The sequence below is a fragment of the Lentzea indica genome, from assembly GCF_012184385.1.
In the GTDB taxonomy this organism is placed as follows: Bacteria; Actinomycetota; Actinomycetes; order Mycobacteriales; family Pseudonocardiaceae; genus Lentzea; species Lentzea indica.
Genome location: NZ_VSRL01000044.1, coordinates 17,409 through 36,160 on the forward strand (window position 1 = coordinate 17,409; position 18,752 = coordinate 36,160).

19 protein-coding genes are annotated in these 18,752 nt (G+C 67.6%); 7 read left to right on the forward strand and 12 right to left on the reverse strand.

Features of this window, described 5'->3' with window-relative positions:
• The first annotated feature begins 10 nt into the window (after positions 1-10).
• Positions 11-2,623 (forward strand): NACHT domain-containing protein, encoded by a 2,613-nt coding sequence (locus FXN61_RS15015; protein WP_167974330.1) that lies wholly within the window; start codon positions 11-13, stop codon positions 2,621-2,623.
• A gap of 9 nt (positions 2,624-2,632) precedes the next feature.
• Positions 2,633-5,197 (forward strand): NACHT domain-containing protein, encoded by a 2,565-nt coding sequence (locus FXN61_RS15020; RefSeq protein WP_167974332.1) that lies wholly within the window; start codon positions 2,633-2,635, stop codon positions 5,195-5,197.
• Here FXN61_RS15020 and crcB read toward each other — a convergent pair.
• The 4 genes from crcB to FXN61_RS15040 all read right to left on the reverse strand — a co-directional run bounded on the left by crcB (position 5,172) and on the right by FXN61_RS15040 (position 7,598).
• Positions 5,172-5,510 carry a fluoride efflux transporter CrcB gene (crcB, locus tag FXN61_RS15025; RefSeq protein WP_167974334.1) on the reverse strand — a complete coding sequence of 113 codons (339 nt, stop codon included), beginning with the start codon at positions 5,508-5,510 and terminating at the stop codon, positions 5,172-5,174. The genes FXN61_RS15020 and crcB overlap by 26 nt on opposite strands.
• Positions 5,507-5,878: a fluoride efflux transporter FluC gene (locus FXN61_RS15030; protein ID WP_167974336.1), complete on the reverse strand. Its 372-nt coding sequence runs from the start codon at positions 5,876-5,878 to the stop codon at positions 5,507-5,509. Before FXN61_RS15030 ends, crcB begins: the two co-directional genes overlap by 4 nt.
• Positions 5,862-6,302: a MarR family winged helix-turn-helix transcriptional regulator gene (locus FXN61_RS15035; RefSeq protein ID WP_167974338.1), complete on the reverse strand. Its 441-nt coding sequence runs from the start codon at positions 6,300-6,302 to the stop codon at positions 5,862-5,864. The genes FXN61_RS15030 and FXN61_RS15035 overlap by 17 nt, the downstream gene beginning before the upstream one ends.
• A 129-nt stretch (positions 6,303-6,431) precedes the next feature.
• Entirely contained in the window at positions 6,432-7,598 is a 1,167-nt protein-coding gene (locus tag FXN61_RS15040; protein WP_167974340.1) for an RNA-guided endonuclease InsQ/TnpB family protein, read from the reverse strand.
• 77 nt (positions 7,599-7,675) lie between these two features.
• On the opposite strand from FXN61_RS15040, the gene FXN61_RS15045 reads away from it, so the two are divergent.
• From FXN61_RS15045 to FXN61_RS54305, 4 genes are all read left to right on the forward strand, one after another.
• Positions 7,676-8,710: an MFS transporter gene (locus FXN61_RS15045; RefSeq protein ID WP_167974342.1), complete on the forward strand. Its 1,035-nt coding sequence runs from the start codon at positions 7,676-7,678 to the stop codon at positions 8,708-8,710.
• A gap of 75 nt (positions 8,711-8,785) precedes the next feature.
• Positions 8,786-9,589: an SAM-dependent methyltransferase gene (locus FXN61_RS15050; protein WP_167974344.1), complete on the forward strand. Its 804-nt coding sequence runs from the start codon at positions 8,786-8,788 to the stop codon at positions 9,587-9,589.
• Between the two features lie 54 nt (positions 9,590-9,643).
• On the forward strand, positions 9,644-11,302 hold the full coding sequence (locus tag FXN61_RS15055; RefSeq protein ID WP_167974353.1) for a diguanylate cyclase domain-containing protein: 1,659 nt from the start codon (positions 9,644-9,646) through the stop codon (positions 11,300-11,302).
• Complete coding sequence (locus tag FXN61_RS54305) at positions 11,209-11,610, forward strand: beta/alpha barrel domain-containing protein (protein ID WP_281360472.1); 402 nt, start codon at positions 11,209-11,211, stop codon at positions 11,608-11,610. Before FXN61_RS15055 ends, FXN61_RS54305 begins: the two co-directional genes overlap by 94 nt.
• Before the next feature lie 131 nt (positions 11,611-11,741).
• Here FXN61_RS54305 and FXN61_RS55325 read toward each other — a convergent pair whose 3' ends face one another.
• The 8 genes from FXN61_RS55325 to FXN61_RS52110 all read right to left on the reverse strand — a co-directional run bounded on the left by FXN61_RS55325 (position 11,742) and on the right by FXN61_RS52110 (position 18,125).
• Positions 11,742-12,590, reverse strand: a complete 849-nt coding sequence (locus tag FXN61_RS55325; RefSeq protein ID WP_312877745.1) for an NAD(P)(+) transhydrogenase (Re/Si-specific) subunit beta — start codon at positions 12,588-12,590, stop codon at positions 11,742-11,744.
• Between the two features lie 2 nt (positions 12,591-12,592).
• Positions 12,593-13,099, reverse strand: a complete 507-nt coding sequence (locus FXN61_RS55330) for an NAD(P)(+) transhydrogenase (Re/Si-specific) subunit beta (RefSeq protein ID WP_312877746.1) — start codon at positions 13,097-13,099, stop codon at positions 12,593-12,595.
• A complete protein-coding gene (locus tag FXN61_RS15070) occupies positions 13,096-13,362 on the reverse strand; it encodes an NAD(P) transhydrogenase subunit alpha part 2 (RefSeq protein ID WP_045309221.1) in 267 nt (88 codons plus the stop codon). Before FXN61_RS15070 ends, FXN61_RS55330 begins: the two co-directional genes overlap by 4 nt.
• A complete protein-coding gene (locus tag FXN61_RS15075) occupies positions 13,359-14,456 on the reverse strand; it encodes a Re/Si-specific NAD(P)(+) transhydrogenase subunit alpha (protein WP_167974355.1) in 1,098 nt (365 codons plus the stop codon). The genes FXN61_RS15070 and FXN61_RS15075 overlap by 4 nt, the downstream gene beginning before the upstream one ends.
• Before the next feature lie 39 nt (positions 14,457-14,495).
• Entirely contained in the window at positions 14,496-15,542 is a 1,047-nt protein-coding gene (locus tag FXN61_RS15080) for an APC family permease (protein ID WP_312877747.1), read from the reverse strand.
• 63 nt (positions 15,543-15,605) lie between these two features.
• Positions 15,606-16,781 carry a nitric oxide synthase oxygenase gene (locus FXN61_RS15085; protein WP_167974359.1) on the reverse strand — a complete coding sequence of 392 codons (1,176 nt, stop codon included), beginning with the start codon at positions 16,779-16,781 and terminating at the stop codon, positions 15,606-15,608.
• Between the two features lie 298 nt (positions 16,782-17,079).
• Positions 17,080-17,463 carry an FAD-dependent monooxygenase gene (locus tag FXN61_RS54310; RefSeq protein ID WP_281360470.1) on the reverse strand — a complete coding sequence of 128 codons (384 nt, stop codon included), beginning with the start codon at positions 17,461-17,463 and terminating at the stop codon, positions 17,080-17,082.
• Positions 17,442-18,125: an FAD-dependent oxidoreductase gene (locus tag FXN61_RS52110; protein WP_246291553.1), complete on the reverse strand. Its 684-nt coding sequence runs from the start codon at positions 18,123-18,125 to the stop codon at positions 17,442-17,444. The genes FXN61_RS54310 and FXN61_RS52110 overlap by 22 nt, the downstream gene beginning before the upstream one ends.
• Positions 18,126-18,195: 70 nt before the next feature.
• Between FXN61_RS52110 and FXN61_RS15095 the strand changes: the two genes are divergently transcribed.
• A complete protein-coding gene (locus FXN61_RS15095; protein ID WP_223165441.1) occupies positions 18,196-18,732 on the forward strand; it encodes a TetR/AcrR family transcriptional regulator in 537 nt (178 codons plus the stop codon).
• Positions 18,733-18,752: the final 20 nt, after the last annotated feature.

Genomic DNA, 18,752 nt, shown 5'->3' on the forward strand with positions numbered 1-18,752 from the left:
GGAGGCCTGGGTGGCGAGCGTGGACGCGGCGGTCGGCCGCATCGTCGTGTCCGTGAGCAACCAGCTCGCCCCCAGGCTCTCCCAGCTCGTTCCTCCCCCACCGCCGGACGTCGACCCGGTGTTGCTCGGCTACCTGGAGTCCCCCGACTTCGCCGAGGTGGCGCGCCAGGTCGTGCTGTGGCGGGCGATGCGCGGTTCGCTCGACTCCGGCCTGTCCGCCGACCTGCGCGAGCAGATCGTCCAGGGCCTGCGCCTGTCCGGTGCGTCGGCTGACCCGAAGGCGGTCTTGGAGGCACTGAGTTCCGCGGAACCGTTGCGGACGGGCGACCTCGACACTCCGACCGCGGTCGGGGTCGCGCACCTGGCGAGTGCCGTCAAGAACAACACTCTCGTGCTGCGGCGAGCGCCGTCGCTGGCCGACTTCCACGACTACGCCCGCCAGTTGCGTGCTCGCATCGCCGCCATGCACGGCGAGATGCGATTACCTCACATCGGGGTCAGTCGCTCCGTGCCGTACGACGAGCTGTACGTGCGGCCGACTTTGTCGCCCGACATCGCGGTCTCCGACCTGACTTCGCCTGGCCGTCGCACCGTGCTGCTCGGCGATCCCGGCGCCGGAAAGTCCACCCTGGCAGGAAAACTCACCCACGACATCGCTCTGGGTGCTGACGAGCGGGTCCCGTTCCTGTTGGTGCTGCGCGACTTCACCACGTCGTTCCGCCAAGGCGGCCGCGAGCTGCTGAAGTACTTCGAACACATCTGCAGCGACCCGTACAACCTCACGCCCCCGCGCGACGCCGTGGAATACCTGCTGCGCAACGGCCGCGCCGTCGTCGTCCTGGACGGCCTGGACGAGCTCGTTCAGCCCGAACTGCGGCGCCGCGTGGTCCGGCTGGTCGAGGGCTTCACGCACCAGTACCCGTTGACCCCGATCGTCGTGACCGCCCGCAAAGTCGGCTATCTCGAAGCGCCCCTGAGCGAGTCGCTGTTCACCGTGGGCAGCGTCGACGACTTCGACTCCGGCCAGGTCGCCGACTACGCCACGCGCTGGTTCGCACTGGACGCCGCAACGCCTTCGCACCAACGGGCCCGGCTCGCGGACGCGTTCCTGAGCGAGAGCTCCGAGATCGAGGAGCTGCGCCGCAACCCGTTGCTGCTGGCCCTTTTGTGCGCCATGTACTCGAGCGAGCACTACCTGCCGCGCAACCTCGCCCAGGTCTACGAGCGGTGCGCCGTGATGCTGTTCGACCGCTGGGACTCCATGCGCGGCATAGCCCTACCCGTGCAGTTCCAAGGTCGGTTGAGGGCTGCGGTGCAACACCTCGCGTGGTACCTGTTCGCCGGCCCCGAGCCCGGCAGTGCGTTGCCGCGCAGCAGAATCGTGAAGCTGCTCGCCAACTACCTCGTGACGAAGTCGTTCGACCCGGACGAGGCGGAGGGCGCGGCGGAGCGTTTCACCGAGTTCTGCACCGGCCGGGCGTGGATCCTGACCGATGTCGGCGCGAACGCGAGCGAGCCGTTGTTCGGCTTCACCCACCGGACTTTCATGGAGTACTTCGCGGCCGAACACCTGGTCCGCAAGCACACCACCGCTTCCTCGCTGTGGACCGCCCTGCGCTCACACGTGTCGGAGGGTTCTTGGGACGTCGTCTGCCGCGTCGCTCTGCAGCTGCACGACCGCAACGTCGAGGACGGTGCGGACGACGTGCTGTCGCTGGCGATCCGCGACGGTGAGCTCGTCTTCGCGGCGGAGGCACTCCGCTACCTGACGCCCCGGCCGGACATCGTCCGCGGCATCGCCATGGCCTCCCTCCGCCAAGCGGTGGCTGTTCCTCGTCAGAGCCGCGTCTCCTACACCCTGCGTGTTCATTCGGCCATGGCGGATCTTCCCCTGACGAGCTGCCTCCTGCTGAGCCTTCCGGCGAACGCCACCATCGTCTGCCACGCAGTGGTCGAGGAGGTCAGCCGGCTTTACGACGAACGGAACACGGCGATCCCCCACCTCGTCCGTGGCATGCTCGGGCACACAGCGCTGTCGGGCACAGAGCTGCAGTCACAGGTGCACGACATCTATTGGCGAGCGACTGACGGGGATCTGCTCCAGGCACCGGGGCCATGGCTGAGTGACATGGACGGCCTGGCCGACCTCACCGCACTCGTGAAGAACCTCGGCCCTCGGACCCTGTTCGAGGGCTACTCGTTCCTCGGCCGGACCACCCCAGCGCCGGTGGTGACACTCCTGTTGTTCCCCAACAACTTCACACCCGCCAGCCGCGCGGTTCTGCGCCTGACCGCGGAGATGGCCCGATCGCGGCGACCGTGGATCCAGTACGAGCACTGGGCTCGTGACCACGCCGTTGGGCTGAGTCTGGCACTGGAGCCACGTGGTGAGCTCGGTGCCGACCTCGAACACCTGCTCTGCCTGCCCTACCTCGAGGCCTACGTCGACTTCGACTTCGAGCTGCCGTTCGAGCTGACACCGGCTCTTGACGACCTGGTCGACAGCCGCACCGCGGAGCCCAGCGGCGCCGCCATCCCCTGGACACCGCCGGAAGGCATGTCCGAGGAGGTGGCCGACCTGCTGGCCATGTGGACCACAAGGGACTTCAACGTCTTCGAATAGGAGCTCTCGTTGCCCAGCATCGAGTCGGCGGTCATCCGGGTCGTCGTCGACGTGAGCGACCAGCTCTCGCCGCGACTGGCCGACAAGGTGGAGCTGCGACAGGCATCGGCGACGAGCGCGGCGACCGAGGCTCTCTTCAAGGACCTCCATCGTGCGGACGTGGAAGCGTTGGAGGCCTACCTGGACTCACCCGACTTCGCCACGGTCGTCGTCCAGAAGCGCATCGGCAACATGATGGGCAAAGCCGCCAAAGACCAGCTGCGCGAGGGACTTCGGCTCGCAGGCCTGTCCGACCACCTGCTCACGCGGGTCACCGCCATCGTGCACGACGTCATGGTCGCGGCCTGCCAGGAGGCGGCGCCCCAGTTCAGCGGGCCCAGCGCCAAGATCGACCGCACCGATCTGTTCACCGCGGCTTCCGTCAACGGCCTCGTGCTCAAGCGGCTCAAGTCGTCCGCCCGCATCCACGCCTTCGCCGCCCGCATGCGAGACCAGGTCGCCGCGCTGCACAGCAGGATCAGGCTGCCGCACGTCGGGGTCAGCCGATCAGTCCGGTTCGACCAGCTGTACGTGGAGCCCACGCTGGCCTCGCCGTTCGCCATGAGGCTCGGCGCTCCCGGCGAACGCGTCCTGGTGCAGGGCGATCCCGGTGCCGGCAAGTCGACGCTGGCCGCGAAGTTCGCGCACGACATCGCCGTGGACGGGTCCGGACGGGTGCCGTTCCTGTTGGTGCTGCGGGAGTTCGCCACCTCGTTCGACGGAGGTGGCCGCGATCTCGTCTACTACCTGGAGAAGCTTTGCCATGCGCCGTACAACGTGAAGCCACCGCGCGATGGCGTCGAGTATCTCCTGCGGACCGGTCGTGCGGTCGTGATCCTGGACGGGTTGGACGAGCTGGTGCAGACCGAGCTGCGCCGACGGGTTGTGTCGCTGGTGGAGGGATTCGCGCACCTGTACCCGTTGGTGCCGATCCTCGTGACCGCGCGCAAGGTCGGCTATGAGGACGCGCCGCTGAGCGTGGACATGTTCATCCCGAGCCACATCGCGGAGTTCAGCGACAGACAGGTCGCCGACTACGTGACGCGGTGGTTCGAGCTGGATGAAGCCACCTCGCCTGCCGAACGCGAACAACTGATCAGGTCGTTCATGGAGGACAGCCGGCAGATCCCCGAACTACGCAGCAACCCGTTGCTGCTCACGTTGTTGTGCGCCATGTACTCCAGTGATCGGTACCTGCCGCGCAACCTCGCCCAGGTCTACGAGCGGTGCGCGTTGATGCTGTTCGAGCAGTGGGACTCGAAACGTGGCATCGCGCTGCCGCTCAAGTTCCACGGGCGGCTACGAGGTGCGGTGCAACACCTCGCCTGGAGGATGTTCAACGCCGCGGAGTCCGGCAAAGCGTTGTCGCGCACAAGAATCGTCAACATCCTCACCAGTTACCTGGACACCAAGCTCGACGACCGTGACGAGTCGGTGGCCATGGCGGAGGAGTTCCTCGCGTTCTGCACCGGCCGCGCGTGGATCCTCACGGACATGGGCGCGACCGAGTCCGAACCGCAGTTCGGCTTCACCCACCGGACGTTCCTCGAGTACTTCGCCGCCGAGTACCTGGTGCGCACGCACCGCACCGCCGCCGAGCTGTGGGAGGTGCTGCGGCCGGAGGGCAGCCAGTGGGACGTCGTCGCGCAGATCGTGCTCCAGCTCTACGACCGCAACGTCGAAGACGGCGTGGACGAGCTGCTGACCGAAGCACTCGGCCGCGACGGGCTGGACTTTGCCGCCAGAGCGCTGCACTACACGCACCCCAGCACACGCGTCGTGCGGGCGATCACGACCAAAGCGCTGGGCATGGCGGTGGGCTTCCCGATCCAGCAGCGAATCACCGTGCACCACCAGCGGCAGGTTCTGACTGACGCCGCACTGGTCGCCTGCATGGTCAACGCCTCGCCCGTGAACCTGCCGATCGTCGAACAGATCGTCGCGGAGCATCTCGGCGAGCTGATCGCGCAACGGCACGAGGGCGCCGCGCTGGTGCTGGACCTCATGCTCAAGCCGGTGCGAGATGCGCACCAGCGTTGGCAAGCAGTTCAACGCGATCTCGCGATCACACGCGCGGAAGACCTCGGCAAGTTGCGGATGGCGTCGACTTGGGCGGCGCCGCTCGCGCACTCCGATCCCTCATTGCTGGAAGCGATCATTCGGCACCACGGTGTGAAGGCGCTGTACCACCGCTGCAGTTACTTCGACTGGACGGCGCCCAGCGTCGCGGAACAACTTCTCTGGTCGAAGGAGCTCACCTCGACTCAGGCGGCTGACCAGCTCGCTGTCACGATGACCGAGCAGGGCAGGCCCTGGTTCAACGGATCCGAGTTCAGGAGCTCGGACCTGCCGACGATTCCGGAGCTCGACCGCGAGGTCAGCGCGTTGGTGTTGATGCTCAGCCTGCCCTACCTCGAAGTCGACGGCAGGGCCCTGCACCAGCTGCCGCAGGACGCCAAGCTGCCCGAACCCGTGCGCGCATTCGTCAACGCCTGGATGAAGAACGAGCTCAGCGTGATAGACCGAGAGCGATAGCCGCCGCTCCTACACCGAGCACCACGCTGACCACGACGTTCTGCAGCGCCAGTCGGTACTTTTCCTGCTCCAGCAGCTTCACCGTCTCATAGCTGAAAGTCGAATACGTCGTCAGCCCGCCGCAGAACCCCAGCCCGAGCAACGGCATCCAAGACGTACCAACGACGAACCCGATGAGGAAGCACCCGACGACGTTCACCGTCAGCGTGCCCCAAGGGAAGTCCGACGAGTGCCGCGACTGCACGAACCGGTCGAGCAGGTACCGGCAAGGAGCCCCGAGAGCGGCACCGAGGAACACCGCCAAGACGGTCATCGCGTCACCCGCAATCCGATGAACGCCGCCGCCACAGCACAAACGGGCGTCAGCAACAGGTACGGCGACCACGACACCGCGTACGACGAGAAGGTCGTGAAGCCGCCCAGCAGACCGACCCCGAAGAAGGCCCGCACCAACGGCCGCGGCACCAGTCCCATCAGCACGCCGATCAGGAACGACCCCAGCACGTTGATGACGAACAGCCCCAACGGTCCCGGTACGAACGACGACAAGCCGTAGCGCGCCACGCCGCCGAGCCCGCCGCCCAAGGACACCAACGCGACGAAGGGCAGGCCGAGCTCGCGGCGTTGGGCCGGGACGTGCAGGTCGACGTCGGGGTCTATCGGGTCAGGTTGGTTCGGCAAGGTGCTCGACCAGGTGGTCCAGGGCCTTCAGCGCGCGCACGACGTCTTCGCGCTCCGATGGCTCGAGTTTCGACAACGCGGAGCCGATTCGCTTCTCGTGTTCGCGCTGCCAGACGAGGAGCTGTTCGTGTCCACGTTGTGAGACGGACAGTCGCGCTACCCGTCTGTCCTTGGGGTCTCCGCCGCGTACGACCAGGCCCGAATCGATCAGCTGGGACACCAGTCCCGACACGGTGTTGGGGGCGAGCCGGAGGACCCCGGCAAGATCGCCGACCTTCATCGGCGGGCGTTCCGCGAGGGTCTGCAGCAGCTCTACCTGCGCCATCGGCAGGGATTCCCACGGCCAGTCCGCCCGGATGCTCGTCCGCAACGCCCTGCGCAGGCGTGTGACGACGTCGGTGAGCGTGCGGGCTTCGTCTGACATGCAGAAATCCTAGTCAACTTCTCAGCCCTGAAGCTCCGAGCGTGATCGCTCGCCTCCTCAAGCCGGGTCGCGTTCCTGTCCACGACTGGCTGTCGCGTACAGAACGCATCCACCCTGTTCCCGCCTCGCTCATGCGGCGGCGGAGTCGGGTGCGGGTCCGTTGACAAGAACCCACGCGCGCCGTGCTCGGTTGCGGATGTTCACGGCGGCGACGTGGTCGGCAGGTCCAGCGAGACCGCACCGACGACAGCAGAAATCGCCCCGAGCAGGCCGGTTGGCTTTCTCGGTGTGGCCGCAGCGCGGGCAACGCTGCGAGGTGTAAGCCGGGTCAACCTTGATTACCGGGATCCCGGCTCGGCGTGCCTTGTAGGCAATGACCCGTTGGAGATAAGCGAAGGGCCACGAGGACAAAGTGGCTCGCTGGTGCCGGGGAACCGTGACCCGGTCGCGGATACCGCCCAGTTCTTCCATGGCGATACCGCGGTCGGTGCGTTCGGCAACAGCCACAACGTCCTTCGCGATCCGATGGTTCACATGCTGGGCGTGCCGCCGCTCACGACGAGCGCGACGTTTCAGGCGCCGTCGGGCAGATCCGGTCTGCTTGGTTTGGAGCCGGGTCCGCAGCCGGGCTTGCCACCGGCGATAGCGGCCCAGCCTGCGACCTGAATAGTTCGCGCCGTCGCTGGTGGTCGCCAGATTGGCGATGCCACAATCGATACCAAGCCAGTCGACCGGCTCGATCAGAGCCGGCTCGGGTATCTCACACGTCGCGATCAGAAGCCACATCCCGCCGCGGCACACCAGATCCGATTCGCCTCGCCGATGTTCACGCAGGAATCCCAACTGCTCGGCCGAGCCGGTGAACCGGAGACCCTTCACCCTGCCCATCAGAGTCCAGATGCTCACGGTCCGCTGGTCGTGGTTCCACGACAGACACCGGTCGTCGTAGGTGTGTGCGGCCTCGGCGCGGAACGTGACCGGCTTCGACTCCGCCTTGCGGCGTCGCTTCGACGCCGTGCCGCCGAGGTTCCCGGCACGGATGTTCGCGCGCAGCGCGGTACAGGCGTCGGCGACGCGTTTGATGACGTGCTGCGCTGCCTGCGCCCCTAGCCCACGGGCCTTCAGCTCGCCGTAGCAGAGCCTCCGCAGCTCGTGGACCGAGGCTCTGAGTCCGTGGCGTTCGAACCCGACCGCGGATACCCAGTTCGCCCCGTCGTTGGCTGCGGACAGGGTCGCTGCCAGCGCCGACGCCTGCCCGGCGTCCGGCAGCAGCTTCACCTGCACGACGATCTTCACAACATGACCGTAGCGAACACGCGTTCGAACCGGGATCGGAGGGGCAATAGCTCTGTGTCAGATATAATCTGACTACGATGAACTGGTTCGTCACGGAGTCCCCCAGACCGGCGTGGATCGCACGCAGGTCGTACGCGCCGTGGCTGGTCATCGCGACGGTCTGCTTCGGGGCGTTCATGGGGCAGCTCGACGCCTCGATCGTCACGCTGGCGTTCCCGGCCATGAGCGCGCACTTCGGCAGCGATCCCGAGTGGATCTCGCTCAGCTACCTGATCACTCTCGTGGCACTGCTCGTCCCAATGGGCAGGATCGCGGACCGCGTCGGGCGCAAGATCGTCTACATCTACGGCTTCGCGCTGTTCACGGGAGCGTCCATCGCGTGTGTGTACGCGCCTGGTTTCGACGCCCTCATCGCCGCCCGCGTCGCGCAGGCGGTGGGTGCGGCGATGTTGCAGGCCAACAGCGTCGCGCTGGTCACCACGGCGGTCGCGCCCGAGCAGAGGAGGAAGGCGCTCGGCGTCCAGGCTGCGGCTCAGGCGGCGGGGCTGGCGGCCGGACCGTTGCTCGGCGGGTATCTCACCGAGCACCACGGCTGGCAGGCGGTGTTCGCGATCAACGTGCCCATCGGCGTCACGGCCATGATCGCGGGCCACTACCTGCTTCCCCGCACGAAAACGAAGCCCGAACGCACGAAGCCGAACTGGAAGGTCCTGCCTGGGCTGGCAGGCGTGCTGCTCACTTACGCCGCGTTGTTCGCGCCGATGACCTTGCTTCCGTTCACCATGCGACAACCGTTGGCTCACATAGGATTCACGACGGCGGCCCTGCCGCTCGGGTTCGCGCTGGCGGCGACGTTGCTCAGCAAGCCGGGCATCAGAACCGGAGCACTGATCACCGCGGTCGCACTGATTCTGCCTGTGCCGCAAGTGCTTCAACTCGTCACAGCTGGCATCGGGCTCGGGATCATCGCGCCGGCCTGCACGAAACGGGTGATGAGCGCATTGCCGGAGGCGTCAGCGGGTGTCGGGAGCGGACTGGTCAACGTCGCGCGAGGACTCGGCACGGCGCTGGGCGTCGCCGTGGCCACGGTGCTGATTCGCACCTTCCAGTGACAGCAGCAGGTTCTACTAGAACAAAAGGGGCTCCACCCCTGCCGCACGCGTGTGGCGCCTCAGTAGCCTGTGGCCATGTCTGAACGGGTGAGCTGGGTTCCTGAAGGTCTCGACACCGGAAAGCCGAGTGCTGCTCGTCTCTACGACTACCTGCTCGGCGGCGGCCACAACTTCGCCGCCGACCGGACACTCGCGGAGAAGTTCCTGCAGGCCCAGCCGAACGCGCGCACGATCGCACGGCTGAACAGGGCGTTCCTGCGCCGGGCCGTGCTGTTCATGATGGACAACGGGATCCGGCAGTTCCTCGACCTCGGCTCCGGCATCCCCACGGTCGGCAACGTGCACGAGATCGCGCAGAAAGCGGATCCGGAGACCAACGTCGTGTACGTGGACTTCGAGGAGGTCGCGGTCGCGCACAGTCAGCTCATCCTGGAGAACGACCCGCGCGCGACGATCATCGAGGAGGACATGACCCGCCCCGCAGACGTGCTGAAGGCCGCAGGAGAGAGCGATCTCATCGACTTCACGCGGCCCGTCGGCGTGCTGACCGCAGGTGTCTTCCACTTCGTGTCACCGGAGGCCGACCCGCGCGCGGTCGTGGCCGCCTACCGCGACGCCGTGCCCGAGGGCAGCTACCTGGCGTTCTCGCAGTTCACCCAAGACCTGCAGCCCGAGGAGATGGCCGGCGTCGTCGAGGTCATGAAGAAGAGCCAGAACCCGATGTTCCCGCGCACGAAAACGGAGATCGAGGGTCTCTTCGACGGCTTCGAACTGGTCGAGCCCGGCATCGTGCCGTTGCCGTTGTGGCGGCCGGAGGGCACGAACACCGACGATCCGGACAAGGCAGGCATTTACGCTGCTGTGGGCCGCAAGATCTAGCCCGCTTGTCGATGTTGGCCAGGGGGCGGTGAATCCGTACGCTCTGTGAACAGGATGGAACTTCCGGAGCTCGCCGCCCGCTGGATGCACGCGCTGACGTCAACCGCGTACATCCCGCTGTCCCACGCCGAAATCCAGCAGGTTCTTCTCGATGCGCTCGTGGAGCTGCCGGAGTCACCTGAGTCGGTGGCCACTCGATTGGTGTCACTGCACGCAACCGGCCCTGACTCCTTGCGTGCCACGATCGACGTTCTTTCGCCCAAGTTCGAACTACCTCTGCTCGCCCGGTTGAGCTCCGCGTACGCACACGCCATGCGACTGGACGCGTTCGACCAGCAGGAGCAGATCAAGGTCGCGATCGTGCGGGCCAAACAGCGGGTCGAGCGCACGCTGAAGGTCAGCCAGGCGCGGTTCCAGGAGGTGTTCGCCTCTTCCGCGCTGGGCATCGCGATCACCGGCTTCGACGGCAAGTGCGTCGAGGCGAACGACACGCTCGCCGAGATCGTGGGCCTGGAGTCGGGCACCGACCTCATCGGGCGGCAGCTGATCGACTTCTTCCACCCGGAGGACAAGACCGCGCTGGCCGCCTCGTACCGGCAGGTGCGCGAGGGTCAGGTCGACAGGTTCCGCGACCAGCGCAAGCTGATCCGCGAGGACGAGGAGCCGGTGTGGGTGTACCTCGCGGCGTCGCTGGTGCGTGACGCGGACGGCGAGCCGGCGCACCACGTGACGATGGTCGAGGACATCAGCGACCTGCACCTGTTGCAGCGCAACCTGGACCACCAGCTGCTGCACGACTCGCTCACCGGGTTGTCGAACCGCCAGCACTTCATGACGCGGGTGGAACGAGGGCTCGGGGGCGACCCGATCACGTTGTACCACCTGGGTTTGGACGCGTTCTCGGTCGTGAACAACGGCCTGGGCCACGACACCGGCGACAAGCTGCTCAAGATCGTCGCCAACCGGCTCGGCAAGCTCGCCGGCGAGAAGAAGGCCGTGCTGGCACGGATCGGCGGCGACGAGTTCGCGATGATGACGTTCTCGGACAACGTCACCTCGACCATCGAGGAGATCCAGGACGCGCTCGCCGAACCGACCTTTGTGGACGATCACGGCATCGCACTGTCGGCGAGCATCGGCGTGGTCGACCGGCCGCCGGCGTTCGCGACAGCGGCCGAGCTGATGCGGTGTGCCAATGCCGCGCTGCGCCAGGCGAAAGCGCGCGGCAAGCGGCAGTGGGCCCTGCACGACCCGCACGACGACGCCCGCCGCCGCGGCAAGTACGCGCTGGCCGCGTCGATGCCGGGTGCGTGGGAGCACGGTGAGCTGGAGATCGTCTACGCGCCGGCGCACGACCTGGAGACCCGCGAGGTGCTCGGTGCCGTCGCCCGCCTGCACTGGGACGACCTGAGCCACAACGACACGATGGCGCTCGCCGACTCGACGGGCCTGTCGCTGCCGATCGGCAGGTGGCTCCTGCGCGAGGCGTGCGCTCAGGCGGCGAGATGGGTGGCCGAGTTCGGCGACAGGGCGCCCGCGCTGCACATCGCGTTGGGCGCTTGCAGTCCCGCAACGAGGATCTCGTCGCCGACGTCAAGCGAGCGCTCGACGAGACCGGTCTGCCGCCGGAACGGCTGCGGATCGCGCTCGACATCTCGTCGGTGCTGGCCGGGGACGACAACGCGGTGGTGCTGCACGACAGCGGCATCGTGACGGCGCTGGACGGGTTCCACGGCGGGCACGACGAACTGTCCGTCCTGACCGAGGTACCGGTCCGCGCGGTGATCACGCGCGCACCCGCACCGAGACCGGATTCCCCGCTGCGCCAGGCGATGCGGGACCTCATCGCGACAGTGCACAGCTTCGGCGTGCGATTCGGCGTCGACGAGGTGCACACCCTCGAGGAAGCCGAGCACTGGCGGTCGGCCGGCGCGGACGGCGTGATCGGGCTGCTGCCCGCCCTGACCGCGGCCGAGGTGACCGAACTGCTGGCGGCGTGGCCTGGAACGTTGCCGAGGTGATTCGCGGTCAGGCGGGCGCATCGTGGTGCCGCCCCCGCGTCCTCATACTGGACCGTATGGGGGCGCGGGGGCGGTGCCGCGAGGCGTCCTACTGAGCGTGAATCAGCCGCCAACGTTCCTGGTCACGCCGCCTACAGCTGCTTCACCGCCGCCAGAAGTTTGGTGAGCGAGTCCTTCGCGTCCCCGAACAGCAACGTCGTCTTCGGGTTGTACAGCAACTCGTTGTCCACGCCCGCGAAGCCGGGCCGCATCGAGCGCTTCATGAACACCACGGACTTCGCGCGGTCCACGTCGAAGATCGGCATGCCGTAGATCGGGCTGGACGGCTCGTCCCGTGCGCCGGGGTTCACCACGTCGTTCGCGCCGACCACCAGCGCGACGTCGATCGACGAGATGCCGGGGTTGATGTCGTCGAGCTCCTTGAGCTGCTCGTACGGAACGTCGGCCTCGGCCAGCAACACGTTCATGTGCCCCGGCATGCGCCCCGCGACGGGATGAATCCCGTACGACACGCTGACTCCGCGCCGTTCGAGCTGCGACACGAGCTCCCGTGCCGCGTGCTGTGCCTGCGCCACCGCGAGCCCGTAGCCGGGTACGACGACCACGTTGTTCGCGTATCCCAACAGGATCGCGACGTCCTCGACCGTGCCCGACTTGACCGACCGCTGCTCGTCCTGGTGCGCGGCAACGGTCGTCGCCTTGAACGCGCCGAACAGGATGTTCGCGAGCGATCGTCCCATCGCCTGCGCCATCAACCGGGTCAGGATGGTGCCGGACGCGCCGACGAGCGTGCCGGCGACGATCAGCAGCGTGTTCGCCAGCACGTAACCGGACGCGGCGACCGCGAGACCGGTGAACGCGTTGAGCAACGAGATCGCGATCGGCACGTCCGCGCCGCCGACCGGCAGCACGAACAGCACACCGAGCGCGAGCCCGACGACCGCCAGCAGCCACAGCAGGAAGCCGTTCGGCACCGCCATCGTCAAAGCGCACAGGCAACCGAGGAGGCACCGGCGGCGATCGCGAGCTGCTGCCCCGCCGGCAGGAGCACCGGCCGCGTGGTCATCAGCTCCTGCAGCTTCAGGAACGTGACCACCGAACCGGAGAAGCTGACCGAGCCGATCAGCACCGTCAGCACGGTCGCCAGCCGGAACATCACAGTGCTGTCCGGTACCGCGAAGAACTCCGCCAACGCCACGAGAGCCGCCGCGGCACCACCGACTCCGTTGAACAGAGCCACCATCTGCGGGATGGCGGTCATCTTCACCGACCGGGCGGCCGGGATGCCCACCACCACACCGAGTGCGACGGCGACCAGGATCCACAGTCCGTTGTGGACTACGCCGTGCAGGTACGCGGTGACGACGGCGACCAGCATGCCGAACGCGCCGACGAAGTTGCCGTAGCGTGCGTATTTGGGTGAGCTCAAGCCTTTCAGCGCCAGGATGAAGCACAGCGCAGCGACGAGGTACATCAGCTGGACGATCATTTCCTGAACATCTCCAGCATCCGGTCGGTCACCACGAAGCCGCCGACGACGTTGACCGTGGCGAGAAAGACCGCGAGCAGCCCGAGAACCAGCTCCAGGGTGCTCTCGGCGGACCCGGTGATCAGGATCGCGCCGACGAGGATCACGCCGTGGATGGCGTTCGCACCGGACATCAGCGGTGTGTGCAGGATCGTGGACACCTTCGAGACCACCTCGAAGCCCACGAACACGGCCAGCACGAAGATCGTCAGCAGGTCGATCACGGCAACTCCTTGCGGATCTGACCGTCGTGAGTGACGCAGCAGCCGTCGAGCACCTCGTCGTCGAGGTTCGGCACCACCGACCCGTCCACGATCATCAGCTTGAGCAGGTTGAGCACGTTGCGCGAGTACAGCCGGCTCGCGTGCACCGGCATCGACGACGGCAGGTTCAACGCGCCGTGCACCAGCACCTCGCCGACCCAGGTCTCTTTGCCGGCAACGGATGCGGCGCAGTTGCCGCCGGACTCCGCGGCCAGGTCGACCAGCACGGAACCGGGTGCCATCGCCTTGAGCATGTCGGTCGTGACGAGCACCGGGGCCTTGCGCCCGGGAATCGCGGCCGTGGTGATCACGACGTCGGACGCCGCGACGTGTTCGCCGATCAGTTCTCGTTGGCGTTCAAGGAACTCCTCGGACTGCACGGACGCGTAGACACCGGACTGCGTCTCCAGGTCCAGTTCGAGGAACTTCCCCCCGAGGCTGCGGACCTCCTCGCCCGCGGCCTTGCGCACGTCGTACGCCTCGACGACGGCACCGAGCCTGCGCGCGGTCGCGATCGCCTGCAGTCCGGCGACACCGGCGCCCAGGACCAGCACCTTGGCAGGAGGCACGGTGCCGGCGGCGGTGGTGAACATGGGAAGGAAGCGCGGTAGTCGTTCGGCGGCGACCAGGACGGCCCGGTAGCCGGCCACCAACGCCTGTGAGGACAGGGCGTCCGCGCTCTGGGCGCGCGTGACCCGTGGCAGCAGGTCGAAGCTGAACGACGTGACGCGACGGTCGCGGTAGACCTCGAGGAGCTCTCGCTCGCTGCCCGGCTGCAGGAAGCTGATCGTGATCGCGCCGGGCTTGAGCAACCCGGCCTGTTCGATGGTCAACGGCTGCACGGACACGACGACGTCGGACTCCGGCGTCGGGTCCTCGGGCGTCACGGTCGCCCCGGCCGCGCGGTAGGCGGCGTCGAGGGCGTGGGCGTGACGGCCCGCGCCTTCCTGGACGTGCACGGTCAATCCGGCATCGACCAACGACGACACCGTCTCAGGTACACAGGCGACGCGACGCTCGGCGGGCCGCGACTCTGCGGGTGCTCCCACTTTCACCGTACGCACGTTACGCGATCAAAGGTGACCTGGGCCACATCACAGTTGCCAGAGAACCGCACCGGCGAGGACCAGGCACCCCACCAGCCCAATCGCGGGAACGACGCGCTTACCGAGCGTCCACGCGCTGGCGTTGGCGATCGCGTAGTAGAGCAGCACGCAGAACGAGCTGAACACGATCGCCCTGGTGACGTCGACGGCCAGTACCAGCGCGATCGTCACCAGCCCTGTGGTGATCTCGGCGACGCGCAGGTCGGCCAGCTGCTTGGGCAGCCTGCGGTCGCGGGCCATGGCCAGCGCGGTCCGGCTCACTCCTAGTTGGAGAGACAGCAGCGAGCCGAGAGCGGCCAGGCAGGCGGCGACCCGGATGACGGGCGCGAAGGTCGGCGACACGTCGGCGAGGGTCTTCGTGGCGAGGTCGCTGCCGAGGGCGTTCAACGCGGTCACGGCCACGACCGCGTAGACGATCAACGTGATCGCCAGCGAGATGACCACGGCACGCGGGATCGTTCGCTGAGGTTCCTTGACCTCCTCTCCGAGGGTGGCGATGCGCGCGTAGCCCGCGAACGCGAAGAACAGCAACGCGGCGGCGGGAAGGATGCCGGTCGGGAGGAAGTCAGCCGGCTCCGCCGCGTCCTGAGCTGTGACGGTCGTCAAGGCCAGCACGAGCAGGACCGCGATCACGATGATCCTGGTGGCCAGCGCGGACTTCTGGACACCGGTCAGGTTCAGCACGGTCAACGCCACGACCGACGCCACCGCTACGAGTTTGGGCGCACCGACGTAGGTGCCGACCGTCAGCGCCATGGCCGCGCACGACGCCGTCTTGCCCAGCACGAACGCCCAGCCGGCCAGGTCGCCCCAGATCCGGCCGAGCCGTTCGCGCCCGTAGACGTACGTGCCGCCGGACTGCGGGTACTTCGCCGCCAGCCAGGCGCTCGACAACGCGTTGCAACAGGCGATCACACCCGCGATGACGAGGCTGACGAGCAGCGCGGACCCGGCCGCCGCCGCGGCCGGGGCGAACACCGCGAACACGCCCGCGCCGATCATCGAGCCGAGCCCGACGAAGACGGCGTCGGTCACGCCCAGACTCCTGGTGAGCTGCACACCTCCATCCCACCCGGCACGGACCGTGCGGGCAAGCGATCAGTGAGCGACCGGACACTTCCCGGGAGCCGCCGCGGGGAAGAAGTTCGGCAGCAGGTCCTGGGTGTCGTAGTAGCGGTGGTAGACCGGCGTGAGGCCGCCCGACACGGGTGGCACGATCCACGACCAGTCAGCGGGACACGCCCGACCAGCCGCCTCCTCCTTCTCGAGGTGGGTGATGAACCGCTGAGCCTCGGTGTGGTGATCGGTGATCGTGACCCCGGCCTCGCCGAACGAGTGCAGGACGGCGCGATTGAGCTCGATCAACGCTCGGTCGCGCCACAACGTCGCCTCCGACGACATGTCCAGGCCCATCCGCTTGGCGATGTACGGCAGCAGGTCGTACCGGTCGTGGTCGGCGAGGTTGCGCGCACCGATCTCGGTGCCCATGTACCAGCCGTTGAACGGCGCCGACGGGTAGTCGACACCGCCGATGCGCAGTCGCATGTTGCTGATCGCGGGAACGGCGTGCCACTTCACGCCGAGCGCCCCGAGCCACGGGAGATCCGGGTGGGACAACGGCACCTCGAGCACCGCGTCGGCGGGGATCTCGACGAGTGCGGGGTCGTGCCCCTCGCAGGACACCATCAGCGGCAGCACGTCGAACGGGCCGCGCGTGGCCGGCGGTTGCCAGCCGCGCTTCAACGCCAGCTCGGTCAACGCCAGATTTCGCGCATCACCGAGCACACCGCCGTCGGTGCCGCGGTAGGCGGCGTAGCGGACGATCTGCTCGTTGAGGATCTGCGGGGCGGGCATGCCGGGCTCAGCGGGGGCGAAGATCGTGATGACGGGACGGATCTTGCCCTTGTTGGTGGCCACGCGGAGGTGCTCGACGCACTCCGCGGCCACGTCGGCGGGGGTGGAGACCTCGCGCAGGTCGCGCACTTTCAAGCTGCGCCAGTACAGGCGGCCGATGCAGCGGGAGCTGTTGCGCCAGGCCACGCGGGCGCCGAAGGTCAGTTCGGCGGTCGTGTGGCGGTAGGTGCCGGTGGCGGCGATCTCCGCGTGCACTTCGGCCAGCCTGTCCTCGACAGGGCCGAGGCCGGGGTGTTCGGCGTGGTGCTGGCGGACGAAGTCCTCCACCTCGGCAATGTCGATCTCGACGGTGTGCTCGACCTGCGCCGGGGGAAGCGCCGTGAGGGAACGGGGCATCACATCAGTCGGGACGGGGGTCATGGCGAGGCACCGTAGTTGCGCTTTCGTGTGGCCGAAACCGCCTCTCGCGCTACGCCATCTGGATCACTGGACCGCGTCCGACACGCTCAGCGAGTGCTTGATACCGCAACCGGGTGACAAAGGGCGCGACAAAGGGTGGTTTTCGACTGTTATCTCACCGAGATCAAACATTGACCGGTGATCTAGTTCACCGGTGGATTCGACCCGTTCGAGTGAACCTTGCCGCGAGCAGCGACAGCGAGGTTCGTCGGTCGTCGCACGGGCCAAGCGAATCCACCGCACACCGTCCACTGTGTACTCACCAAGCACTCGCAGGCACTTCCCACGAAGAGAAACGGGTCATCCCGCGCACGGCCACCGAGCCGGGCAACGCCCGCAGCGCGAAGTTCCGCAACGCCAGCGCGATCGGCGACCGCACCTCGATCCCGAACTTCCCCGCCAGCCGCGAGCCCTTCCACACCGCCTGGGTGCGAGGCCGCCGCAACGCGTCGTACCGGGCGAGATCACCGTCGACCGAAGCCAGCGTCACGGCGTCCTCCAGCGCCATGCACGCCCCCTGCCCCAGGTACGGCGTCATCGCGTGCGCCGCGTCGCCGAGCAGCGCCACCCGTCCGGACACGAACGTGGGCAACAGGGGCAGCTGGTAGATGTCGTGCCGGATCACGTCGGCGGTCGACGCCACCAGCTCCGGAAGCGGGTCGTGCCAGCCGGCGAACAACTCCGCCGGGTCCAGCGGGGCCGACGGCGGCGCGACGGCGGCGACGTACCAGCAGACCCTGCCGTCCCCCAGCGGCAGGATCCCCGCCTCGCCGCCGGGACCGAGTGCCTGCGTGATCGGCAGGTCGTAGGGACCCGGCGCCACCCCTCGCCACGCCGTGGCCCCCGCGTACACCGGTCCCGCGCGTCGGGCAGCAGCTCCGCGCGGAGGCGGCTGTTGATGCCGTCCGCCGCCACCACGAGGTCTGCGTCCAGCTCCTCAACGCCGGTCACCTCGACGTTGTTGAAAAGGATCTCGGACGGCAACGCGCGCAGCAGGACACCGTGGAGATCGGCTCGATGCATCGCGATGACCTTCTCCTGGCCGACATCGGGCAAGTGCGCCAGCCAACGCCCATCAGACGCTCTGACACCGCCCGACACACGCGGAGTGCCCAGCCGTCGGACCTCGTCCGCGAGGCCCATCCACTCCAGCGCACGCAGCGCGTTGGGCATCACGCCCACACCGGCGCCGATCTCGCCGAACTCGGCGGCACGTTCGTAGACGACGACCTCCCAGCCGACACGCCGCAACGACACCGCCGTCGCCAGTCCACCGATGCCGCCGCCCACCACGATCGCTTTCATCCCGGCCTCCTCTACAGATGTAGAGGACTCTACACCTGTAGACTACAGCTGTAGAGAGACGAGGAGCACGGTGCGCAAGGACCTGATCACCGACGCCGCGATCCGGATCGTGGCCGAACAAGGCATGCGCGGGCTCACCCATCGCGCGGTCGACCGCGAGGCGGGCCTGCCGGAAGGCTCCACCAGCGCGTACTTCCGCACGCGCAAGGCGTTGATCGAAGGGTTCGTGGAACGTCTCGCCGTCCAGGAGCAACAGGAGATCGTCCTCGACCAGGACGACCTCGCCGGCGGCATCGCGAAGACGATCGACGGCTGGCTCGTCGAGCGGAACCGGACGCTCGCCAGGTACGCGGCGATGCTCGAGGCCACGCACCACCCGGAGCTCAAGTCGATCCTCGTCCACTCCCCTCGCGAACAGGCGACCGCGCTGGCCAGGGCGCTGGGCCACGAGAGCCCGGAACACGCCGGCGCACACTTCACCGCGTTCATCGAGGGCCTGCTCTTCTACCGGCTCGTCGGCGGGGGCAGCACGACCGGGCCGAGGCCGGGCACCGAGGAAAGCCTGCGGGACCTCAAGAAGGCCGTCGAAAAGGTGTTGCGACCGTAGGTACCGTGAGTTTCATGGGA

Bases quoted from the DNA above. Each gene is read 5' to 3' on its own strand.
- crcB (WP_167974334.1), bottom strand. From the start codon at position 5,510: ATGACCGTCTTGGCGGTGTTCCTCGGTGCCGCTCTCGGGGCTCCTTGC.
- FXN61_RS15035 (WP_167974338.1), bottom strand. From the start codon at position 6,302: ATGTCAGACGAAGCCCGCACGCTCACCGACGTCGTCACACGCCTGCGC.
- FXN61_RS15045 (WP_167974342.1), top strand. From the start codon at position 7,676: ATGAACTGGTTCGTCACGGAGTCCCCCAGACCGGCGTGGATCGCACGC.
- FXN61_RS15050 (WP_167974344.1), top strand. From the start codon at position 8,786: ATGTCTGAACGGGTGAGCTGGGTTCCTGAAGGTCTCGACACCGGAAAG.
- FXN61_RS15055 (WP_167974353.1), top strand. From the start codon at position 9,644: ATGGAACTTCCGGAGCTCGCCGCCCGCTGGATGCACGCGCTGACGTCA.
- FXN61_RS55325 (WP_312877745.1), bottom strand. From the start codon at position 12,590: ATGGCGGTGCCGAACGGCTTCCTGCTGTGGCTGCTGGCGGTCGTCGGG.
- FXN61_RS55330 (WP_312877746.1), bottom strand. From the start codon at position 13,099: ATGATCGTCCAGCTGATGTACCTCGTCGCTGCGCTGTGCTTCATCCTG.
- FXN61_RS15085 (WP_167974359.1), bottom strand. From the start codon at position 16,781: ATGACCCCCGTCCCGACTGATGTGATGCCCCGTTCCCTCACGGCGCTT.
- FXN61_RS52110 (WP_246291553.1), bottom strand. From the start codon at position 18,125: ATGAAAGCGATCGTGGTGGGCGGCGGCATCGGTGGACTGGCGACGGCG.